The following is a 16038-nucleotide window of genomic DNA, read 5'->3' on the forward strand; positions in this document are numbered from 1 at the left end:
AATCGACGTGGCACATTCTTATATCTATAAAAATATCCCTTGTACTACTTGTTTGTTCGCATCGCACCTTCAGCTTTCTTTGGCGCGATGCCCTTGTTCATTATGTCTATGACCTCCTCTTTCAAACCGCCACCTCTTTCGGCGTCGGTTTTGCAAAGGTACAAAAAGTTTCTTTCTCTGCAAAACTTCAAAAAAAAACAACCGACTCAAAAAAGTCAATTCTCTTCACTGTCGAAGATCTGCGGACAAGCTCTCTGTCTCGTTTGCGAGTGCAAAGATAGAAACATTTTCCGACCTGAACAAATTACCAACACACAAAAACTGACAACTCGCTAAAAACCAAACAAATAAAATTTCAACCCACCCCACAAAAACCCAAAAACGACCGACAAAAGACCGCCAAAAGAAGGTAAATGCCCCTTCTTTCCGACACCCACTTCACCCCTATTCCCCACCCCATCGGCCCCAAACCACCCCGCAACATTCTCAAATAAGGGGTAACTTTGTGGTCCTATGTGATTGACTACCCGACAATATATCAACAGCAATAAATGAGTATAGAGAAACAGCTGGCCAAGCAATTTATCTACGAGGCTCCTCCGAAAGAACAGCGGTTGCGTCCGGTTGTTCGATTATCAGCTTTGGGGATTGGGCTCGGATTGGCGGTGATTCTGCTTTCGTTTTTCGTCATTGACGGCTTCAAGCAAGAGGTTCACTCCAAGATCAATGGTTTTTTTGGTGCTATTCGGATCTCCTCTCCCTCCAATGTATATGGTCAATATAGCGACCCATTGACTTTGCCCGAGGGGGTTTTGGAGGATATTCGTCGGGGTTGTGGCCACTCAAAAGTCTCAACCTTCATTGACCGAATGGGATTGCTAAAAACTGACTCCGCATACAGTGGTGTGCTACTGCACGGGGTGGATTCGCTCTACGACAGTGCTTTTTATACCAAATACCTGACCGAGGGTCGGCTCCCGTCCTTTTCCGGCTCCACGAGCCGTGAGGCATTGCTGTCAGAGGCTCTGGCGCATCACTTGGGGCTAAAAGTGGGGGATGAGGTCGTGGTCTATTTTCTGGGGGAGTCTGGGATGAAGGTTCGGAAAGTATCGGTGGAGGGATTATTTGACACCGGCTTTCCGGAGTACGATCGGCTCCTGGCACTCACGGATGTGCGTTTACTTCGCGGGGTCAATAGCTGGCGTCCGGAGCAAGTAGGTGGTGTGGAGTTGCACGGGCTCAGTGCCAAAGGATCGGCCGAAGCCTACGATCGGCTCTATGGGTACTTTGCAGACCGCTACGCCAAATATGGAGAGGAGTACACGATGCACAGTGCAGCGGAGATGAACCGTGGCATACTGGGCTGGCTGTCGCTCCTAGATGCGAATGTGGCACTGATACTGGGACTGCTGGTCGCTGTGGCCGGCATGACAATGATTACCGGTGTGGTGGTCCTGATCCTCCAAAAAGTCAAGGCCATAGCGACATTGAAGGCTCTCGGACAAAGAAACACATCGCTCCGCAAAGTCTTCAGACTGATGGCGCTGGAGGTCCTGTGGCGCGGGGTGCTGTGGGGAAACACTGCCGCTGTGATTCTGGGACTGATCCAAAAACTGGCAAAGCCTATCACGCTTGATCCGAGCCAGTACTATATGTCGTATGTTCCCATCGTCATAGATCCGGTGACACTTTGTGTGATCAACACCTTGGTGGTGCTCGTGATCTACCTATTGATATTGGTGCCGACGAGCATCATTTCCGGCATACGTCCGGCGGACAGTATGAGATTTGAGTAGTCATTTATTTTTTGAGGCATGAAAAAAAAGCAGACAACCTGGCTAATACTCCTAGTCGTAATCCTGACCCTCATCAGCAATTGGGACCATTGGTTTGGCGACCTCCCGGAGCCGGACTTTGCGCTATCGGACAGTCCACAGCGGCTCTTCATCACCCCCGGCGAAAACGGGTTGCAGGAGCGCACCTTGTCGTGGGTCAGTGGGGCAAATCGTCCGTACAGTCTGGTGCTTTTCAATTCGGACAGCACCTTTCGGGAGGAGTTTGTCGCCCAGCACACCGAGGTCAGGAGTGGTGGTGGCACGACCCACCTCTACCATGTAAAGACCGGTGTTTTGCCCCGAGGAGACTACACCTACCTAGTGAAAGACGAGGGGATCAAGTACAGAGGAAAGTTTAGGATTCACGACACAGATAGTAGCGTACAGTCCTTTGTCTACATTGGCGATCTACAAGATCGTTGGCCCAGTGGTAGCGACACACTGGTCATGGAGGCTCAAGGTCGTTTCCCGGGAGTAGACGCATGGATCCTAGGCGGAGACGCTATTGAGCGACCACACGACGAGCACTGGGCCCTCTTTTACGATGCCATGCGCACAGTGGCTCCATCGACACCACTCATCCCGGCCACCGGTAACCATGAGTACGAAATGGGGCTCAATCTCGACTTGGACGATCGGTGGGTCCACACCTTTGTGATGCCCCAAAATGGGCCCAAGTTCCGCGAAGGGATCACCTACTACATCGACTACCCCAATGTCCGAATCGTCTGCGTGGACACCAACACCTACGAGTGGAACCTCTTCCGCACCAACGCTTGGCTCCGACGAGTGCTCACCGAGCGGACCGATGACCCCTTCCTCATCGTCGTGGGTCACCACGCCGTACACTCCGTGCGCGCCGGCAGAGTGAACCTCCTGATCCGCACGCTCCTCGGCTCCATCTACGAGTCGTGTGGCGTCGACCTGGTCCTCCAGGGGCATGACCACGCCTACGCCAGGGACGGCCACGACCCTGTCTACATTGTCAGTACCGCCGCCGTCAAGCACTACGCCGTCGGCAACCCCGATGCGCACGACTTCTCCACCACCGGAGGACGCTACTACCAGTACATACGCGTCACACAGGACTCTCTCATCTACACAGCGTACGACAAAGGAGAGACCCAACCCTTTGACCACTTTTTTATCACCAAATAGAGTTTGCACTTGACATGAAAAAAACACTCCTTGCACTAGCCCTGCTACCACTAGCCCTATCGTCATGCGAGACGACCAAGCCCCAGGTGACCGAACTAAAAGTCGTGACCTTCAACATCCGCTACGACAACCCCGACGATGGCATCAACACTTGGCAAAACCGCCTACCCTTGGTCAATCGCTTCATCACCGACACCGATGCGGATGTCATGGGCCTACAGGAAGTGCTACACAACCAGCTCACCGACCTCAAAAACAACCACCCCGACTACGAGGGCTTCGGCATCGGCCGTGAAGATGGCGACAAGGCAGGGGAGTTTTGCCCCGTCTTTTGGAAAAAGGAGAAGTACGACGTACTCGATAAAGGCTACTTTTGGCTCAGCGAAAACCCGGAGACACCCGGTCTAGGCTGGGATGCGGCTTGCGAACGCACAGCGGTATGGGTGGTCCTCAAGGACAAAGCGACCCAAAAGGAGCTCCTCTTCATCAACACCCACCTCGACCACATGGGGCAGGTGGCACGCACAAATAGCGTCGAGCTCCTCCTCAAGCGCATGGACGAACTAGCCGCCGGACGCCCCATCATCCTCACCGGAGACTTCAATGCCGAGCCCACCTCCGGCGTAGTGGTTGCCCTTACGGACCCCGACAACCCACTATCCGTCACCGACACTCGCACCCTGGCGGCCGAAAACAAATCGGGCACCGAAGACAGTTTCCACGACTTTGGCAAGATACCGGCCGACCAACGCCCGCTGATCGACTTCGTCTTTGTACGCAACGGCTCCTTCACCATCCAAGCACACGAGATCGTCGATGAGACAGACGAGCCGGAGCACGTCTACCTCTCGGACCACAACCCCGTGATTGTGACTCTCTCCATCGAGTAACGACTCACCTCCACAGAAGGTACAAAGGGGGCATCGGGATTATCTCGGTGCCCCTTCTCTCTATTCGTTCGAAAACACCGGAGTTACCGCAGATTCTCTTTTGCCTAATAAAGTGGAGAAAAACTCGCCACTAACCTTCTCCCCCTGCAACACGTTCGCTAACACTCTATAGAATGCCAACATCTATGAGAGAGAAGAAAGAGCGACCTAAAATAGTTTGGCCTCAAAAGGGATCAAAGCCGCTCCACCCTGATGGTTTAGCACACGTGATGGGGGTTTTGGGGAGCGGGTAGGAAAAAGTAGCGATGTCGGAGGAAAAGAGTATCTTGTCACAAGAAATAGTTGAAACCACTAAGTGATTTGAAGAAATCACTGTGTGATTTTGAGTTTTTTGACGGGAGGAGGAAGTTTTGGGACAGGAGGAGGAAGTTTTGGGACACATAGGGAGGAGTTTTTAACCTAGTAACGTGAGAAAAGAAGATGGCTAAGTTTAAGATGCAAAAGGTGGCAGGAAAACTGTCGGCTGATCCGGAGACACTTTTTCCCCGCATGCTTCTGCATGGGGTGGTGGATACGGACACGATTGCGGAGGAGATCAGCAAGAAGAGTTCGTTTGCTCAGGGAGATGTGAAAGGGTTGCTTGTGGCGCTGTCCGAGGAGCTGGCAAAGCAGATGGCGATGGGCTATTCGGTGAAGCTGGAGGGGCTGGGGAGCTTTCGGCCGCTCTTGCGGATGCGGGAGGGGGCCGAGCCGGAGCTGGCAGGGGACGAGCAACGACGCAATCGGGCCGGTGTGGAGATCGGCAAGGTCTCCTTTGTGGCTGACAATTGGTTGTTGCGAATGTGCAACGAGCGCACCGACCTTGAGCGGGTGCGGCCGAGAGAGGGGGAGTACAGCACTGTCGCTATGGATCCGGAGCGGCGCCGTCTGTTGCTCGTACGACATCTGGAGCGTGAGCGGAGTATCTCTATCCAAGAGTACTGCAAGCTGACGGGGCTGAGTCGCTCGTCGTCCGGTCGTGAGCTGAGACGTTTTGCACAAGGGGAGGAGGCTATTTTGGTCAAGACGGGGCTTGGTCCTTCGCTCCGGTATCGGCTGAAATAGCTTTTGCGGTGCCGGTGAAATAAGTGACCCCCGCCAAGGCCCTCTTTTTTTTGGGGGGATACTTGGCGGGGGTCGTTGTGTGTAGTGGGATGGGGGTGCCGTGCTAGCTGAGGCCGATGATCTGTCCGTCAACCACATCGATCCGATTGGCGCTCGGCTCCTTGGGCAGGCCGGGCATGCGCAGGATGTCACCCATGATGACGACGATCATCTCGGCACCGGCATTGATGACGAGGTCCTCGACGGTCAGCCTGAAGCCTGTGGGTGCTCCGATGCGCTCGGGGTCGTCGGAGAAGGAGTATTGTGTCTTGGCTATACAGATCGGGAAGTGGCCGTAGCCGAGTGCTTCGATCTGCTTGAGCTTTTTGAGTGCCTTGCTCTCGTAGCGTACATCGGTGGCACCGTAGAGGTTGGTGGTCACCTTGCGGATTTTTTCGGTGACGGTGTCTTGGAGGTCGTAGGCAAAGGAGAGGGGCGCCGAGGGGATTCGGTCGATCGTCTCGAGTACCACCTTGGCTAGCTCGAGTGCTCCGTCCGATCCTTCGGCGTAGGCGGTATTGACGGCAAATGGTACACCTCGCTCTTGGCAGTAGGTGCGTATGGTGTCGATCTCGCGGTCGGTATCGCTCGGGAATCTATTGATGCAGACGACGACGGTCTGGCCGAACTGTCGGAGGTTGTCGATGTGGCGGTCTAGGTTGGCAAAGCCACCTCGAAGTGCCTCGGTGTCTTCGTCGGTTAGGAGGGTGCGATCCTTGCCACCGTGGAGCTTGAGTGACTGTGCGGTGGCGACTAGGACGGTCAGTGCGGGGTTGAGCCCTGCATGGCGGCACTTGATGTCAAAGAACTTCTCGCCCCCTAGGTCGGCGCCGAATCCGGCTTCGGTGATAGCGTAGTCTCCGTAGCGCATCGCCATCTTGGTGGCGATGATGGAGTTGCAGCCGTGAGCGATGTTGGCAAAGGGGCCTCCGTGGATGAGTGCGGGTGTGTTTTCGGTGGTCTGGACGAGATTGGGCGAGAGTGCATCGAGGAGGAGTGCGACGATTGCTCCACCGCAACCGAGCTCTCGGACGGTGAAGGGGGAGCCATCTTTTTTGTACCCCAGGAGGATATTGTCGATCCGTCGACGGAGGTCGTCGAGGTCGTTGGCGAGACAGAGGATCGCCATAATCTCGGATGCGGGTGTGATATCGAAGCCTGTCTCGGTGGGAATGCCATTGGCGGTGCCACCGAGTCCGGTGATGATATTGCGCAGGCTGCGGTCATTGGCATCGAGGACGCGGCGCCAGGTGATGCGGCTGAGCCCGTCGGGGTTGTTTCGGTTGCGGTAGGCGTAGTTGTCCAGCAGAGCTGCAAGGGTGTTGTTGGCAGCGGTGATGGCGTGGAAGTCTCCGGTGAAGTGGAGGTTGATCTTGTCCATGGGGAGTACCTGAGCATAGCCTCCTCCGGCGGCTCCACCTTTCATCCCAAAGACGGGACCCAGGGAGGGTTCGCGGAGGGTGACGATGGCTTTTTTGCCCAGTTTGTTCATGCCGAGTGCCAGGCCTATGGAGACGGTTGTCTTACCGATCCCGGCGCGTGTGGGGGTGATGGCGGAGACGAGTATGAGCTTGCCGGGGTGATGCTCCTCCTTGAGTAGATCAGGGCTGATCTTGGCCATGTAGTGGCCGTATGGCTCTAGTTTTTGGGGCGGTATGCCGATGGAAGCGGCTACCTCTCCTATTGGGAGCAGGGTTGTTTCGTGCGCAATCTGGATATCTGACTTCATGTCTGTTTTTGGTAATGAGGTGTGGGAAAATAGCTGTTTTGTAGCCTCAAATATAACATTCTTTGGCCACATGGGGTCTTTCTTGGGGGTTGGGGGTCCTTCCGGATGGACTTCGTGCGGAGTCGGAGAGCGACGTGGGGATCCGCCTCAGGACGTGCGTCTCTTTTAGGAAAGGTCGGATATTCTCGTTACTTTTGTGGGGTGGAAAATATCGCACAAAGGAGCGTACCGATGCGGGAACGACGCTGCGGATCACTTTCGTGCAAAAGCCCACAACGGAATCATGACAAGACTAAGTATCAATGTAAATAAGGTGGCCACCCTGCGCAACGCTCGCGGTGGCAACAACCCGGATGTGCTCCTCGTCGCCAAAGACCTCCAGGCCTTTGGTGCCGAAGGTATCACGGTCCACCCTCGTCCGGACGAAAGGCACATCCGATACTCGGACGTGCGTGCGCTCAGGGAGGTGGTGAGTACGGAATTCAACATCGAGGGCTACCCCTCCGAAAGTTTTATCGACCTGGTGAGTGAGGTCCATCCCGATCAGGTGACACTAGTCCCGGATCCGCCCGGAATCCTGACCAGCAATGCCGGCTGGGATGTCGCCTCCGCTCGCTCCTTTCTACAAGAGGTGGTGGGGCACTTTCGGTCCCGGGGGATACGGGTGAGTATCTTTGTGGGGACCGATCTCGACAATATCGATGATGCCAAGGCGGTAGGCGCTGACCGCATCGAGCTCTATACAGAGCCATACGCTGCGGCATTTGGGCTGGATCGGGTCCAAGCGGTGGCCCCCTTTGTGCGTGCGGCCAATCATGCCAAGGCGATCGGGCTGGGGCTCAACGCCGGTCATGATCTGGACCTGACCAACCTACGGTACCTGAAGGAGTCGATCCCGTCTCTTGACGAAGTCTCCATAGGTCACGCACTGATCTGTGACGCTCTGTACCTCGGCTTCCGGGAGACGGTGCGTCGCTACTTGGCCTGCCTGGGAAAGTAGCAGAAGAGACTTTTTTTGGACAAAAAGATATACAACAACTATCCAACACAACTATCATGCACTTACTACAAATAGCAGCCGGAGACACACTGGGCGGGGCGATGCCTCAGCTCTCTCAGATCACAACCCCAACAACGGAGAGCCTCTCCATCCTCGATCTCGCCATGAAAGGTGGCTGGATCATGATCGTCCTGCTGGTGCTGAGCATCCTAGCCGTCTACATCTTCATCGAGCGTAGCTTACTTTTGCGTCAGATGAATAAACCGGGCGACACTTTTTTGCAAAAGATACGCGACTACATCCGCGACGGCAAGCTCCAGAGTGCCAGAGACCTCTGCGAGACGCAAAACACCCCCGGCTCTCGTATGATCGCCAAGGGTATCGAGCGACTCGGTCGTCCGACACAAGATATCATGACCGCTATCGAAAACGTGGGCAACATAGAGATCGCCAAACTGGAGAAAAACCTCCCCGCACTGGCGACGATCGCCTCGGGTGCCCCGATGATCGGTTTTTTGGGAACAGTGACCGGTATGGTGCGCGCCTTTTATGACATGGCCACCGCCGGCAGCAACATCGATGTGGCCCTACTCTCCTCCGGCATCTACGAAGCCCTCGTCACGACGGTTGGTGGGCTGGTGGTGGGTATCCTTGCCCTCTTTATGTACAACCACTTGGTGGCACAGGTGGACAAGGTAGTCACCAAGTCTGAGGCAGAAGCCCTGGACTTCATGGACCTCATGAACGAGCCCATACAGAAATGAAGCTGAAAAGGAAAAGCAGGGTCATGGAGAACTTTAGCATGGCCTCCATGACGGACGTAATCTTTTTGCTACTGATCTTCTTCATGGTCACCAGCACGCTGGTGGTCCCAAGTGCGCTAAAGGTAACCCTGCCGCAGAGCAGCCAACAGACCTCCGCCACTCCGGTCACACGGATCACACTTGATGCCGACGGACGCTACTATATAGCAGTGGGCAACGGCAAGGACGAGGAGGTGGTCTTTGACGAACTGGGAGACATCCTCAAGTCCACCATCGCACAAAACCCGGATATGTACATCGCACTGTATGCCGATGAGTCGGTGCCCTACCGAGAGGTGGTACGCACTCTGAATATCGCAGTGGAAAACAACTACAAGATGGTACTGGCGACCAGACCCCTCAAGAAGTAAACGATGAGCAGTCCAAAGTGGGATAAAAAGCAGATCACCGCACTCACAGCGACCTTGGTGCTACACGCAGCACTGGTAGTGGCACTCCTGTACCTCTACCTTCCCTACCACAAACCGGTGGAAGAGATGGGGGGAATCCTGGTGAATATCGGTGACATGATCGCTGTAGAAGGTAGCTCCAACCCCGCTCCGATACGTCCACTGGAGGAGGAACCGGAGGTGACTCCGGCCAAAGAGCACCCCACAGACAACACACTACTGACCCAAGAGAGTGAGGAGGCCCCGACCATACATCAACAACCCTCCAAGGAAGCTCTCGAGCAACAACGCCAAGCCGAGCAGCAGCGACAAGAAGCCCTCCGCAAGCAACGAGAGCAAGCCGAGGCAAAGCGACGCCAAGAACGCATCCGACAAAACGTCTCGGGTGCTTTTGGCAAGGCCAAGGACAACCAAGGATCCGGAGAGACGACCGGTGGGGAGACCTATGGTCGTGAAGGATCGGTGGATGGCAACGTGGAGCGTGGCGGCGCCCCAAGTGGCAAAGGAGGATTTGGCTCCTACAGCCTGGATGGCAGACGGCTCGTGGGACACCTGCCAAGGCCCAGCTTTTCGGCACAGGTGGAGGGAACTATCGTGGTACAAATCACAGTCGACCCATCCGGAAAAGTGATCGACGCAATATACGGTGTGGGGACCACCATCGCCGACCTCAAGATGCGAGAGAGTGCACTGGCCGCTGCCAAAAAGGCACGCTTCACAGAAAGCAGTGGGCTGGGAAACCAAGTGGGTAGCATCACCTACCGATACAGACTAAGATAACACAGAACGAATAAAGCCTATGAAAAAGACAGCAATCATACTCCTCGCCAATGGTTACGAGGAGACCGAAGCAATGGGAACCTGGGATGCCCTCCGCCGGGGAGGCGTGGAGGCCGAATTTGTGTCCATCAACACCACAACGGCAGTGGAGGGAGCACACGGACTGCGGTTTACGGCAGACAAGACCCTAAGTGAAGTCCAAGACAAGCTATTCGACGCCGTGGCTCTGCCGGGAGGACTGGGCGGAGCCAACAACCTGAAAACCTCGAAAGAAGTGGGGGCGTTTCTCCTACGTCACCACGAGCAGGGTCGTGTGGTGGGCGCCATGTGTGCCGCACCGATCGTGCTGGCCGAACTGGGACTTTTGGATCAGAAAAGAGCCACTGCCTATCCGGGTTTTGAACCCCAACTGAAAGGAGCCAAGTACGTGGCTGCCGAAGCTGTGATCGACGGGCAGATCGTCACCGCACGCGGTCCTGTGTATGGGCTGGCGTATGGTGTGGCGATCCTCTCACTGCTGGAGGGCAAAGAGAAAGCAAAAGAGGTGGCCAAAGGGCTACTCATCCACGAAGAGGGTGTACTGCCCCTTGAGCTGTGATCGACATGGGAAACGACAAACTGAAGCTACAAGAAGACTTTGTCCTACACAACACACGGACAAGGACGAAAGAGCACTTTCGCCCCAAGCATGCTCCGCACGTGGGAATGTACGTCTGTGGTCCGACTGTCTACGGTGATGCCCACCTCGGGCATGCGCGCCCGGCAGTCACCTTTGACCTACTTTTTCGATACCTCACGCACCTCGGCTACAAAGTACGCTACGTGCGAAACATAACGGATGTCGGACACCTCGAGCACGACAGCGATGACGGCGAAGACAAGATCGCCAAGAAGGCACGCCTGGATCAAGTGGAACCAATGGAGGTGGTCCAGCACTACCTCACACGCTACCACCGCGACATGGATGCCATGAATGTACTGCCCCCATCTATCGAACCAATGGCCAGCGGACACATCATCGAGCAGATACAGCTGATCGAAGAGATCCTGAAAGCGGGCTTTGCGTACGAGTCGGAGGGGTCCATCTACTTTGATGTCCCCAAGTACAACCAAGCGCACGACTACGGGGTACTCTCCGGACGCGACATCAATGAGATGCTGGCCCAAACTCGAGAGCTGGACGGCCAGGACGAAAAAAGAAGCCCGGTAGACTTTGCCCTCTGGAAGAAAGCCAAGCCAGAGCATATCATGCGCTGGCCAAGCCCATGGAGTGTGGGCTTTCCCGGGTGGCACTGCGAGTGTACTGCAATGGGACGAAAGTACTTGGGTGAGGACTTTGACCTACACGGTGGTGGCATGGACCTGATCTTTCCACACCACGAGTGCGAAATCGCTCAAGCCGTAGCCGCCGAAGGCAAGGAGATCGTAAACTTTTGGGTGCACAACAACATGGTGACCATCAATGGACAAAAGATGGGAAAATCCTTGGGCAACTTTATCACTCTGGAGCAATTTTTCAGCGGTGAACACCCGGCCTTGGCACAGGCCTATCACCCTATGACGATCCGTTTCTTTATGCTTCAGGCACACTACCGCAGTACGATCGACTTTAGTAACGAAGCACTTCAGGCCTCCGAGAAAGGGCTGGAACGACTGCTCGATGCCTACGACCAGCTCGACAAACTGACCCCAACACAGTCCGTCGTGCAAGAGTTACCCGACTATTTCGGACGAAGCTATGCGGCTCTCAACGACGATCTCAACAGCGCTGTCGTGATTGCCGAGCTATTTGATGCCACCAAGCGGATCAACTCAGCCAAAAACGAACCCAATGCCGGCCTCACACAAGAGCAGATAGACCTACTGCGCTCATTCTTTGACACGTTCCTTTTTGAAATCCTCGGGATGCTTCCTCACGGTGCAAATGGATCAAAGGGGCACGAAGAGGCTTTCGCCGGTGCGATGGAGCTTTTGCTCAAGATACGACACGAAGCAAAAGAGATGAAAGATTGGGCAAAATCCGATCAGATCAGGGACGAGCTCACCAAACTCGGTTTTGTGATCAAGGACACGAAAGAGGGAGCCGAGTGGAAACTCAACTGAGAAGACACTTTTGAGAATATAAATTTGGTATCTTTGTTTGGACGGACAACTCTGTGACCTCTACCCATCAGCTAGGGGAATGGCCTTGTCCCGAGCAAGAAACTTGAACATTAAAACATTTAGAATTCAAATACAAAAGTATTATGAGAAGAGTACTTACGATACTGACCATGGTTGCACTTGTAGCCGGTTTCACCTCATGCAAGCCCAAGAAAAGTGCTTACCGCGCCGCCTATGAGCGCGCCCAACAAAAGCCTATCCTCCAAGATGCTGACCAAGTACAGCCTGTGTCGGATGCGTATGCCTCTGAGGGCACAGTGCGTCGCGAGCGCGTGACACCGGCCGCAGGCGAGTCGGCCACCGGGATCAAGGCTTTTAGTGTCGTGATTGGTAGCTTCCAAAACGTCACCAATGCCCGTTCGCTCAAGGAGCGGATGAATGGCGAAGGATTCACAGATGCGGTATTGGCTCAAAACGAGCAAGGGATGTATCGTGTGATTGTCACCAGCTTTGACAACAAGGCTGAGGCCATCCGCTCTCGCGAAAGCATCAAAGTTCGCTTTGCGCCACTATTCCAGGATGCGTGGATCCTACAGCAAGCCTACTGATACCATCGCATAGTTTCGCTCAGTGTCGTCTCCAGAGATATACCCATCCACTTGCGACACAGAGAGTAGACTGACGATTACTAAAGAGACAGAGGTCGGAGGAGACATATCGGGTGCCCGATATACTCCATCCGACTTCTTTTTTTCATAGACATCATCTATCATATGATCATCACGCCCAACCACCGACTAACAAAAAACAACACGCTGGCACTCGACATCCAAGCCACCTACTACATAGAGCTGGAGTCTCTCAATGATGTACAGACACTGAGTCGGGATGAGTACTTTCGGTCACTCCCTTTCATCACCATAGGCGGTGGGAGCAATCTACTATTTGTAGGTGATTTCAAGGGGGCTGTATTGCGCTACACTCCTTCAGAGGTACAGACCATCCACGAGGATGCCACTACGGTCACTCTCTTGGTAGATGCGGGTAAGTGCTGGCACGACTTAGTTTTGGCGTGCGCTGACAAAGGGCTGTGGGGAATCGAAAACCTCGCACTCATACCGGGTGACACTGGTGCCGCCGCTGTCCAAAACATAGGCGCGTACGGGCGAGAGATCAAGGATGTGATTCGGGCAGTCCACTACACGGATCTGCGCACGGGAGACTCCATCCGCGTGGAAGCATCGGAGATAGGCTACGACTATCGCGACTCTATATTCAAGGACCCTGATCTAGCCTATGCGCTGATCACCGGTGTAGAGTTGGAGCTAAGCAAAGTCCCGACTCCCATGCTCGAGTATCATGGCCTCTCCGACCTAAAGAGACGGGACGACCTCACGCCAAGGGTTGTGGCAGACTTTGTCATCGGTATCAGGGAGCAAAAGCTACCGGATCCCTCACGCCTCCCCAATGCCGGCAGTTTTTTCAAAAACCCAATCATCACGACCGAAGCTTTTGAAGCATTGCAAAAGAAGTACCAAGACCTACCACACTACAGTACCGCTAGCGGAGTAAAGATACCCGCTGCATGGTTGATCCAGCAGGCGGGGCTGAAAGGCGTGCGAAAGGGCAACGTGGGGACCTACCCCAATCAACCACTCGTGCTGGTCAACTACGGGGGTGCCTCTCCCCGCGAAGTGGTGGATTTCTCCAAAAAGGTACAGGAGGCTGTACACCGAGAGTTTGGGATCGAGATCAGCCCTGAGGTACGGTTTGTTCGGAGCATTGAGTCCAAAGCTATAGACACCCTATGATTCGCCTCACATTTTTGGGAACAGGCACCTCTACCGGTGTACCCGAGATTGGTTGTCAGTGTCCTACATGCATGAGTCACGACCCGAGAGATCATCGGCTGCGGACCTCCGCGCTTATTAGGACCGAGGACCAAGTGATCGCCATAGACTGTGGGCCGGACTTTAGGGAGCAGATGCTTGCCAGCCGGGTGGATCATCTAGATGCCATTTTCCTTACCCATGAGCACTACGACCATGTAGGTGGGCTGGATGATATCCGCCCACTCTTTAGGGAGCACAAGCCTTGTCACATCTATGCCGAGCAAAACGTCATCGAGGCCATTCGTACCCGTATGCCCTACGCTTTTGCAGAACACCGCTACCCGGGAGTGCCGGATATGCAGCTCATCCCTATCACACCCGGTACTGCGATACCTCTGTCCGACAAGACGACCATCATGCCCCTCAGAGTTATGCACGGTCAGCTACCGATCGTGGGGTTTCGGACAAGCGGACTCTGCTACATCACCGACTGCAAGACCCTTCCGTCGGAGACCTACGAGCTGATCAAGGATTGTGACACACTGGTGATCAATGCCCTCCGACTCTACCCCCATGCCGCACACCTAGACTTGGAGGAAGCACTGGCGGAGATTGAAAAAATCAAGCCCAATAGAAGCTACCTTGTCCACTTTGCCCACACCTTTGGGACCCATGATCAGATCCAGGCCCACCTCCCCCAAGGAGTCTACGCCGCCTATGATGGTCTCACGATAGAGCTACCCTGAGCTTTCCCCGCAGATATAACCAATAAAAGGCTAGGGAGTGCCGACTGTTGTCGGCACTCCCTAGCCTTTTATTGGTGGGTCCGGTCGTAAGAGATTACTTGCCGGGCTCGTCTTTTTCAGCAGCGGATTGCTCTGCTTCCTCGACCACCTTATCCTCCTCCTTGTCCTCCTCTTTCGGAGTCATGAGTTTGTGGAGGTCCTTCTCGGTGATCTTCTCTTCCTTGATGGTGATCATACCTTGCTCCTCTACGGCTTTGGCCACCTTTTGGAGCAGGATCTGCTTCTCTGCTGTGTAGGCAAAGTTCTGATCCTCTTTCATCACACGCTCAGCCTGCTTCTCCACGATCTCTTCGGGTGCGTTTGTCCAGCCAAACTGCGCGAACTGTTGGCGAGTGAACGCTATAGCATAGCCCTTGACATCCTCGGGCTTGACCTCTTGGTCTAGCTTCTTGGCAAGAGCTTGGTAGTATAGGTCGTGCTTTAGGCTCTTGATGATGTTGGCAAAGTGCTCATCCGGATCGGTGCCATTGGCTCCGAGTTCCAGGCCGGTATCACCACTTTCGATCCACTTCCGGAGGATGTCCTCTGCAAGCTCTATCTTGGAGGACTTTTGCTCCATGACGTAGTTGGACAGATCCTGCGCAAACTTGTAGTCTGCATCACCCTTGACTCTATCCTCCATCACTCTGCGGATCTCTGCCAAGGCTTCCTCCTCATTCTTGACCTTTCCTTCCCCAAAAGTTTTGTCAAAAAACGCTTGGTTCATCTCGCTTTTGTGAGGTTCGCGGATCTTCTGGATCTGGAAGCTAAAGTCCACACCCTCAAAACGCTTGGGATCCTCTGCTTTTTCAAGTTTTAGAAGCGATTTCAGCTCCGATGGTTCGCCCTCAAAAGCCTTGAAGGGTTGGAATACGATGATGTCGTTGACCGATGCTGCATCAAACTTTTTCTTCTCCTCGGCATCTTTCATGAACTCTGGGAACAGGATCGAATTGTCATCCACGAAGCCACCCTCCTTGGGGACATCGCCATCAAGCTCAGCAAGCGTACCGTAAAACATAGCCCGCTCTCCTGCGGTTGTGACCTCTACCACCTCCTGACTGTCCTCGAGGGTCTGCCGGAGTACCTTGGCGACATCCTCATCCTCGATCGTAGGAATGTAGCGAGTGATCGTATCCTTTTTGCTCAAAAGATCGGAGACTTCCGGTTGCAGTGCGACTTGGAAAATCGCCTCAAAGCTCTTGTCCTCCTTGCGGTCGCTGCTCTTCAGGACCGGTTGTCCGAGCGTTGACAGTTTCTCATCACGCAGAGTATTGAACAGCTGCTCGCTCACAGTGTTTTGGATTGCATCAGCCTCGATGCTCTCACCATACATTTTTCGAATGATTCCCTCCGGGACATGACCCTTGCGGAAGCCCTTGACGTTGGCTTTTTTTCTCAGTTCGCTGACCTCTTTGGCCACTTTTTCAGCATAGTCACTCTCTGCAAGTACTATCTTAATCTCAGCTCGGCTATCCGTTCTCTCTAAAAATTGAATGTCCATTGAACGATGGTTTATCTTCTATGTTGTTTATTTTCTCTCAAGTAGCGACAAAGTTACCCATTTCTG

The 16038-nt window shown here is 54.2% G+C and carries 16 protein-coding genes; 14 read left to right on the forward strand and 2 right to left on the reverse strand.

Annotation, left to right across the window (positions count from 1 at the left end; all coding sequences use genetic code 11):
• The 5 genes from AC1EK1_RS04060 to AC1EK1_RS04080 form a co-directional block, all read left to right on the forward strand.
• A partial coding sequence (locus AC1EK1_RS04060) for a hypothetical protein (RefSeq protein ID WP_480306703.1) occupies window positions 1-281 on the forward strand: 281 nt, incomplete at its 5' end.
• A 270-nt stretch (window positions 282-551) separates the two neighbouring features.
• Window positions 552-1796 carry an ABC transporter permease gene (locus AC1EK1_RS04065; protein WP_480306705.1) on the forward strand — a complete coding sequence of 415 codons (1245 nt, stop codon included), beginning with the start codon at window positions 552-554 and terminating at the stop codon, window positions 1794-1796.
• Between the two features lie 18 nt (window positions 1797-1814).
• The gene (locus AC1EK1_RS04070; protein WP_480306707.1) at window positions 1815-2993 is read left to right on the forward strand and encodes a metallophosphoesterase family protein; all 1179 of its coding nucleotides are present in this window, start codon (window positions 1815-1817) and stop codon (window positions 2991-2993) included.
• Window positions 2994-3007: 14 nt separating this feature from the next.
• On the forward strand, window positions 3008-3883 hold the full coding sequence (locus AC1EK1_RS04075; RefSeq protein WP_480306709.1) for an endonuclease/exonuclease/phosphatase family protein: 876 nt from the start codon (window positions 3008-3010) through the stop codon (window positions 3881-3883).
• Between the two features lie 480 nt (window positions 3884-4363).
• Window positions 4364-4987 (forward strand): HU family DNA-binding protein, encoded by a 624-nt coding sequence (locus tag AC1EK1_RS04080; RefSeq protein ID WP_480306711.1) that lies wholly within the window; start codon window positions 4364-4366, stop codon window positions 4985-4987.
• A gap of 103 nt (window positions 4988-5090) precedes the next feature.
• Here the strand turns inward: AC1EK1_RS04080 and AC1EK1_RS04085 are convergent, their stop codons facing one another.
• Window positions 5091-6755 carry a formate--tetrahydrofolate ligase gene (locus AC1EK1_RS04085; RefSeq protein WP_480306713.1) on the reverse strand — a complete coding sequence of 555 codons (1665 nt, stop codon included), beginning with the start codon at window positions 6753-6755 and terminating at the stop codon, window positions 5091-5093.
• Between the two features lie 283 nt (window positions 6756-7038).
• Between AC1EK1_RS04085 and AC1EK1_RS04090 the strand changes: the two genes are divergently transcribed.
• From AC1EK1_RS04090 to AC1EK1_RS04130, 9 genes are all read left to right on the forward strand, one after another.
• Complete coding sequence (locus AC1EK1_RS04090) at window positions 7039-7755, forward strand: pyridoxine 5'-phosphate synthase (RefSeq protein WP_480306715.1); 717 nt, start codon at window positions 7039-7041, stop codon at window positions 7753-7755.
• A gap of 56 nt (window positions 7756-7811) precedes the next feature.
• The gene (locus AC1EK1_RS04095; protein WP_480306717.1) at window positions 7812-8519 is read left to right on the forward strand and encodes a MotA/TolQ/ExbB proton channel family protein; all 708 of its coding nucleotides are present in this window, start codon (window positions 7812-7814) and stop codon (window positions 8517-8519) included.
• The gene (locus AC1EK1_RS04100) at window positions 8516-8929 is read left to right on the forward strand and encodes an ExbD/TolR family protein (RefSeq protein ID WP_480306719.1); all 414 of its coding nucleotides are present in this window, start codon (window positions 8516-8518) and stop codon (window positions 8927-8929) included. Before AC1EK1_RS04095 ends, AC1EK1_RS04100 begins: the two co-directional genes overlap by 4 nt.
• A gap of 3 nt (window positions 8930-8932) precedes the next feature.
• The gene (locus AC1EK1_RS04105; RefSeq protein ID WP_480306721.1) at window positions 8933-9748 is read left to right on the forward strand and encodes an energy transducer TonB family protein; all 816 of its coding nucleotides are present in this window, start codon (window positions 8933-8935) and stop codon (window positions 9746-9748) included.
• A 19-nt stretch (window positions 9749-9767) separates the two neighbouring features.
• Window positions 9768-10346: a DJ-1 family glyoxalase III gene (locus tag AC1EK1_RS04110; protein ID WP_480306723.1), complete on the forward strand. Its 579-nt coding sequence runs from the start codon at window positions 9768-9770 to the stop codon at window positions 10344-10346.
• A gap of 5 nt (window positions 10347-10351) precedes the next feature.
• On the forward strand, window positions 10352-11851 hold the full coding sequence (gene cysS, locus AC1EK1_RS04115) for a cysteine--tRNA ligase (RefSeq protein WP_480306725.1): 1500 nt from the start codon (window positions 10352-10354) through the stop codon (window positions 11849-11851).
• 143 nt (window positions 11852-11994) lie between these two features.
• Window positions 11995-12459 carry an SPOR domain-containing protein gene (locus AC1EK1_RS04120; RefSeq protein ID WP_480306727.1) on the forward strand — a complete coding sequence of 155 codons (465 nt, stop codon included), beginning with the start codon at window positions 11995-11997 and terminating at the stop codon, window positions 12457-12459.
• 165 nt (window positions 12460-12624) lie between these two features.
• The gene (murB, locus tag AC1EK1_RS04125; protein WP_480306730.1) at window positions 12625-13662 is read left to right on the forward strand and encodes a UDP-N-acetylmuramate dehydrogenase; all 1038 of its coding nucleotides are present in this window, start codon (window positions 12625-12627) and stop codon (window positions 13660-13662) included.
• Window positions 13662-14429 (forward strand): MBL fold metallo-hydrolase, encoded by a 768-nt coding sequence (locus AC1EK1_RS04130; RefSeq protein ID WP_480306867.1) that lies wholly within the window; start codon window positions 13662-13664, stop codon window positions 14427-14429. The genes murB and AC1EK1_RS04130 overlap by 1 nt, the downstream gene beginning before the upstream one ends.
• 94 nt (window positions 14430-14523) lie before the next feature.
• Here the strand turns inward: AC1EK1_RS04130 and AC1EK1_RS04135 are convergent, their stop codons facing one another.
• Window positions 14524-15972 (reverse strand): trigger factor, encoded by a 1449-nt coding sequence (locus tag AC1EK1_RS04135; RefSeq protein ID WP_480306732.1) that lies wholly within the window; start codon window positions 15970-15972, stop codon window positions 14524-14526.
• Window positions 15973-16038: the final 66 nt, after the last annotated feature.

It is taken from the genome of Porphyromonas sp. C0026D3 (assembly GCF_056590775.1).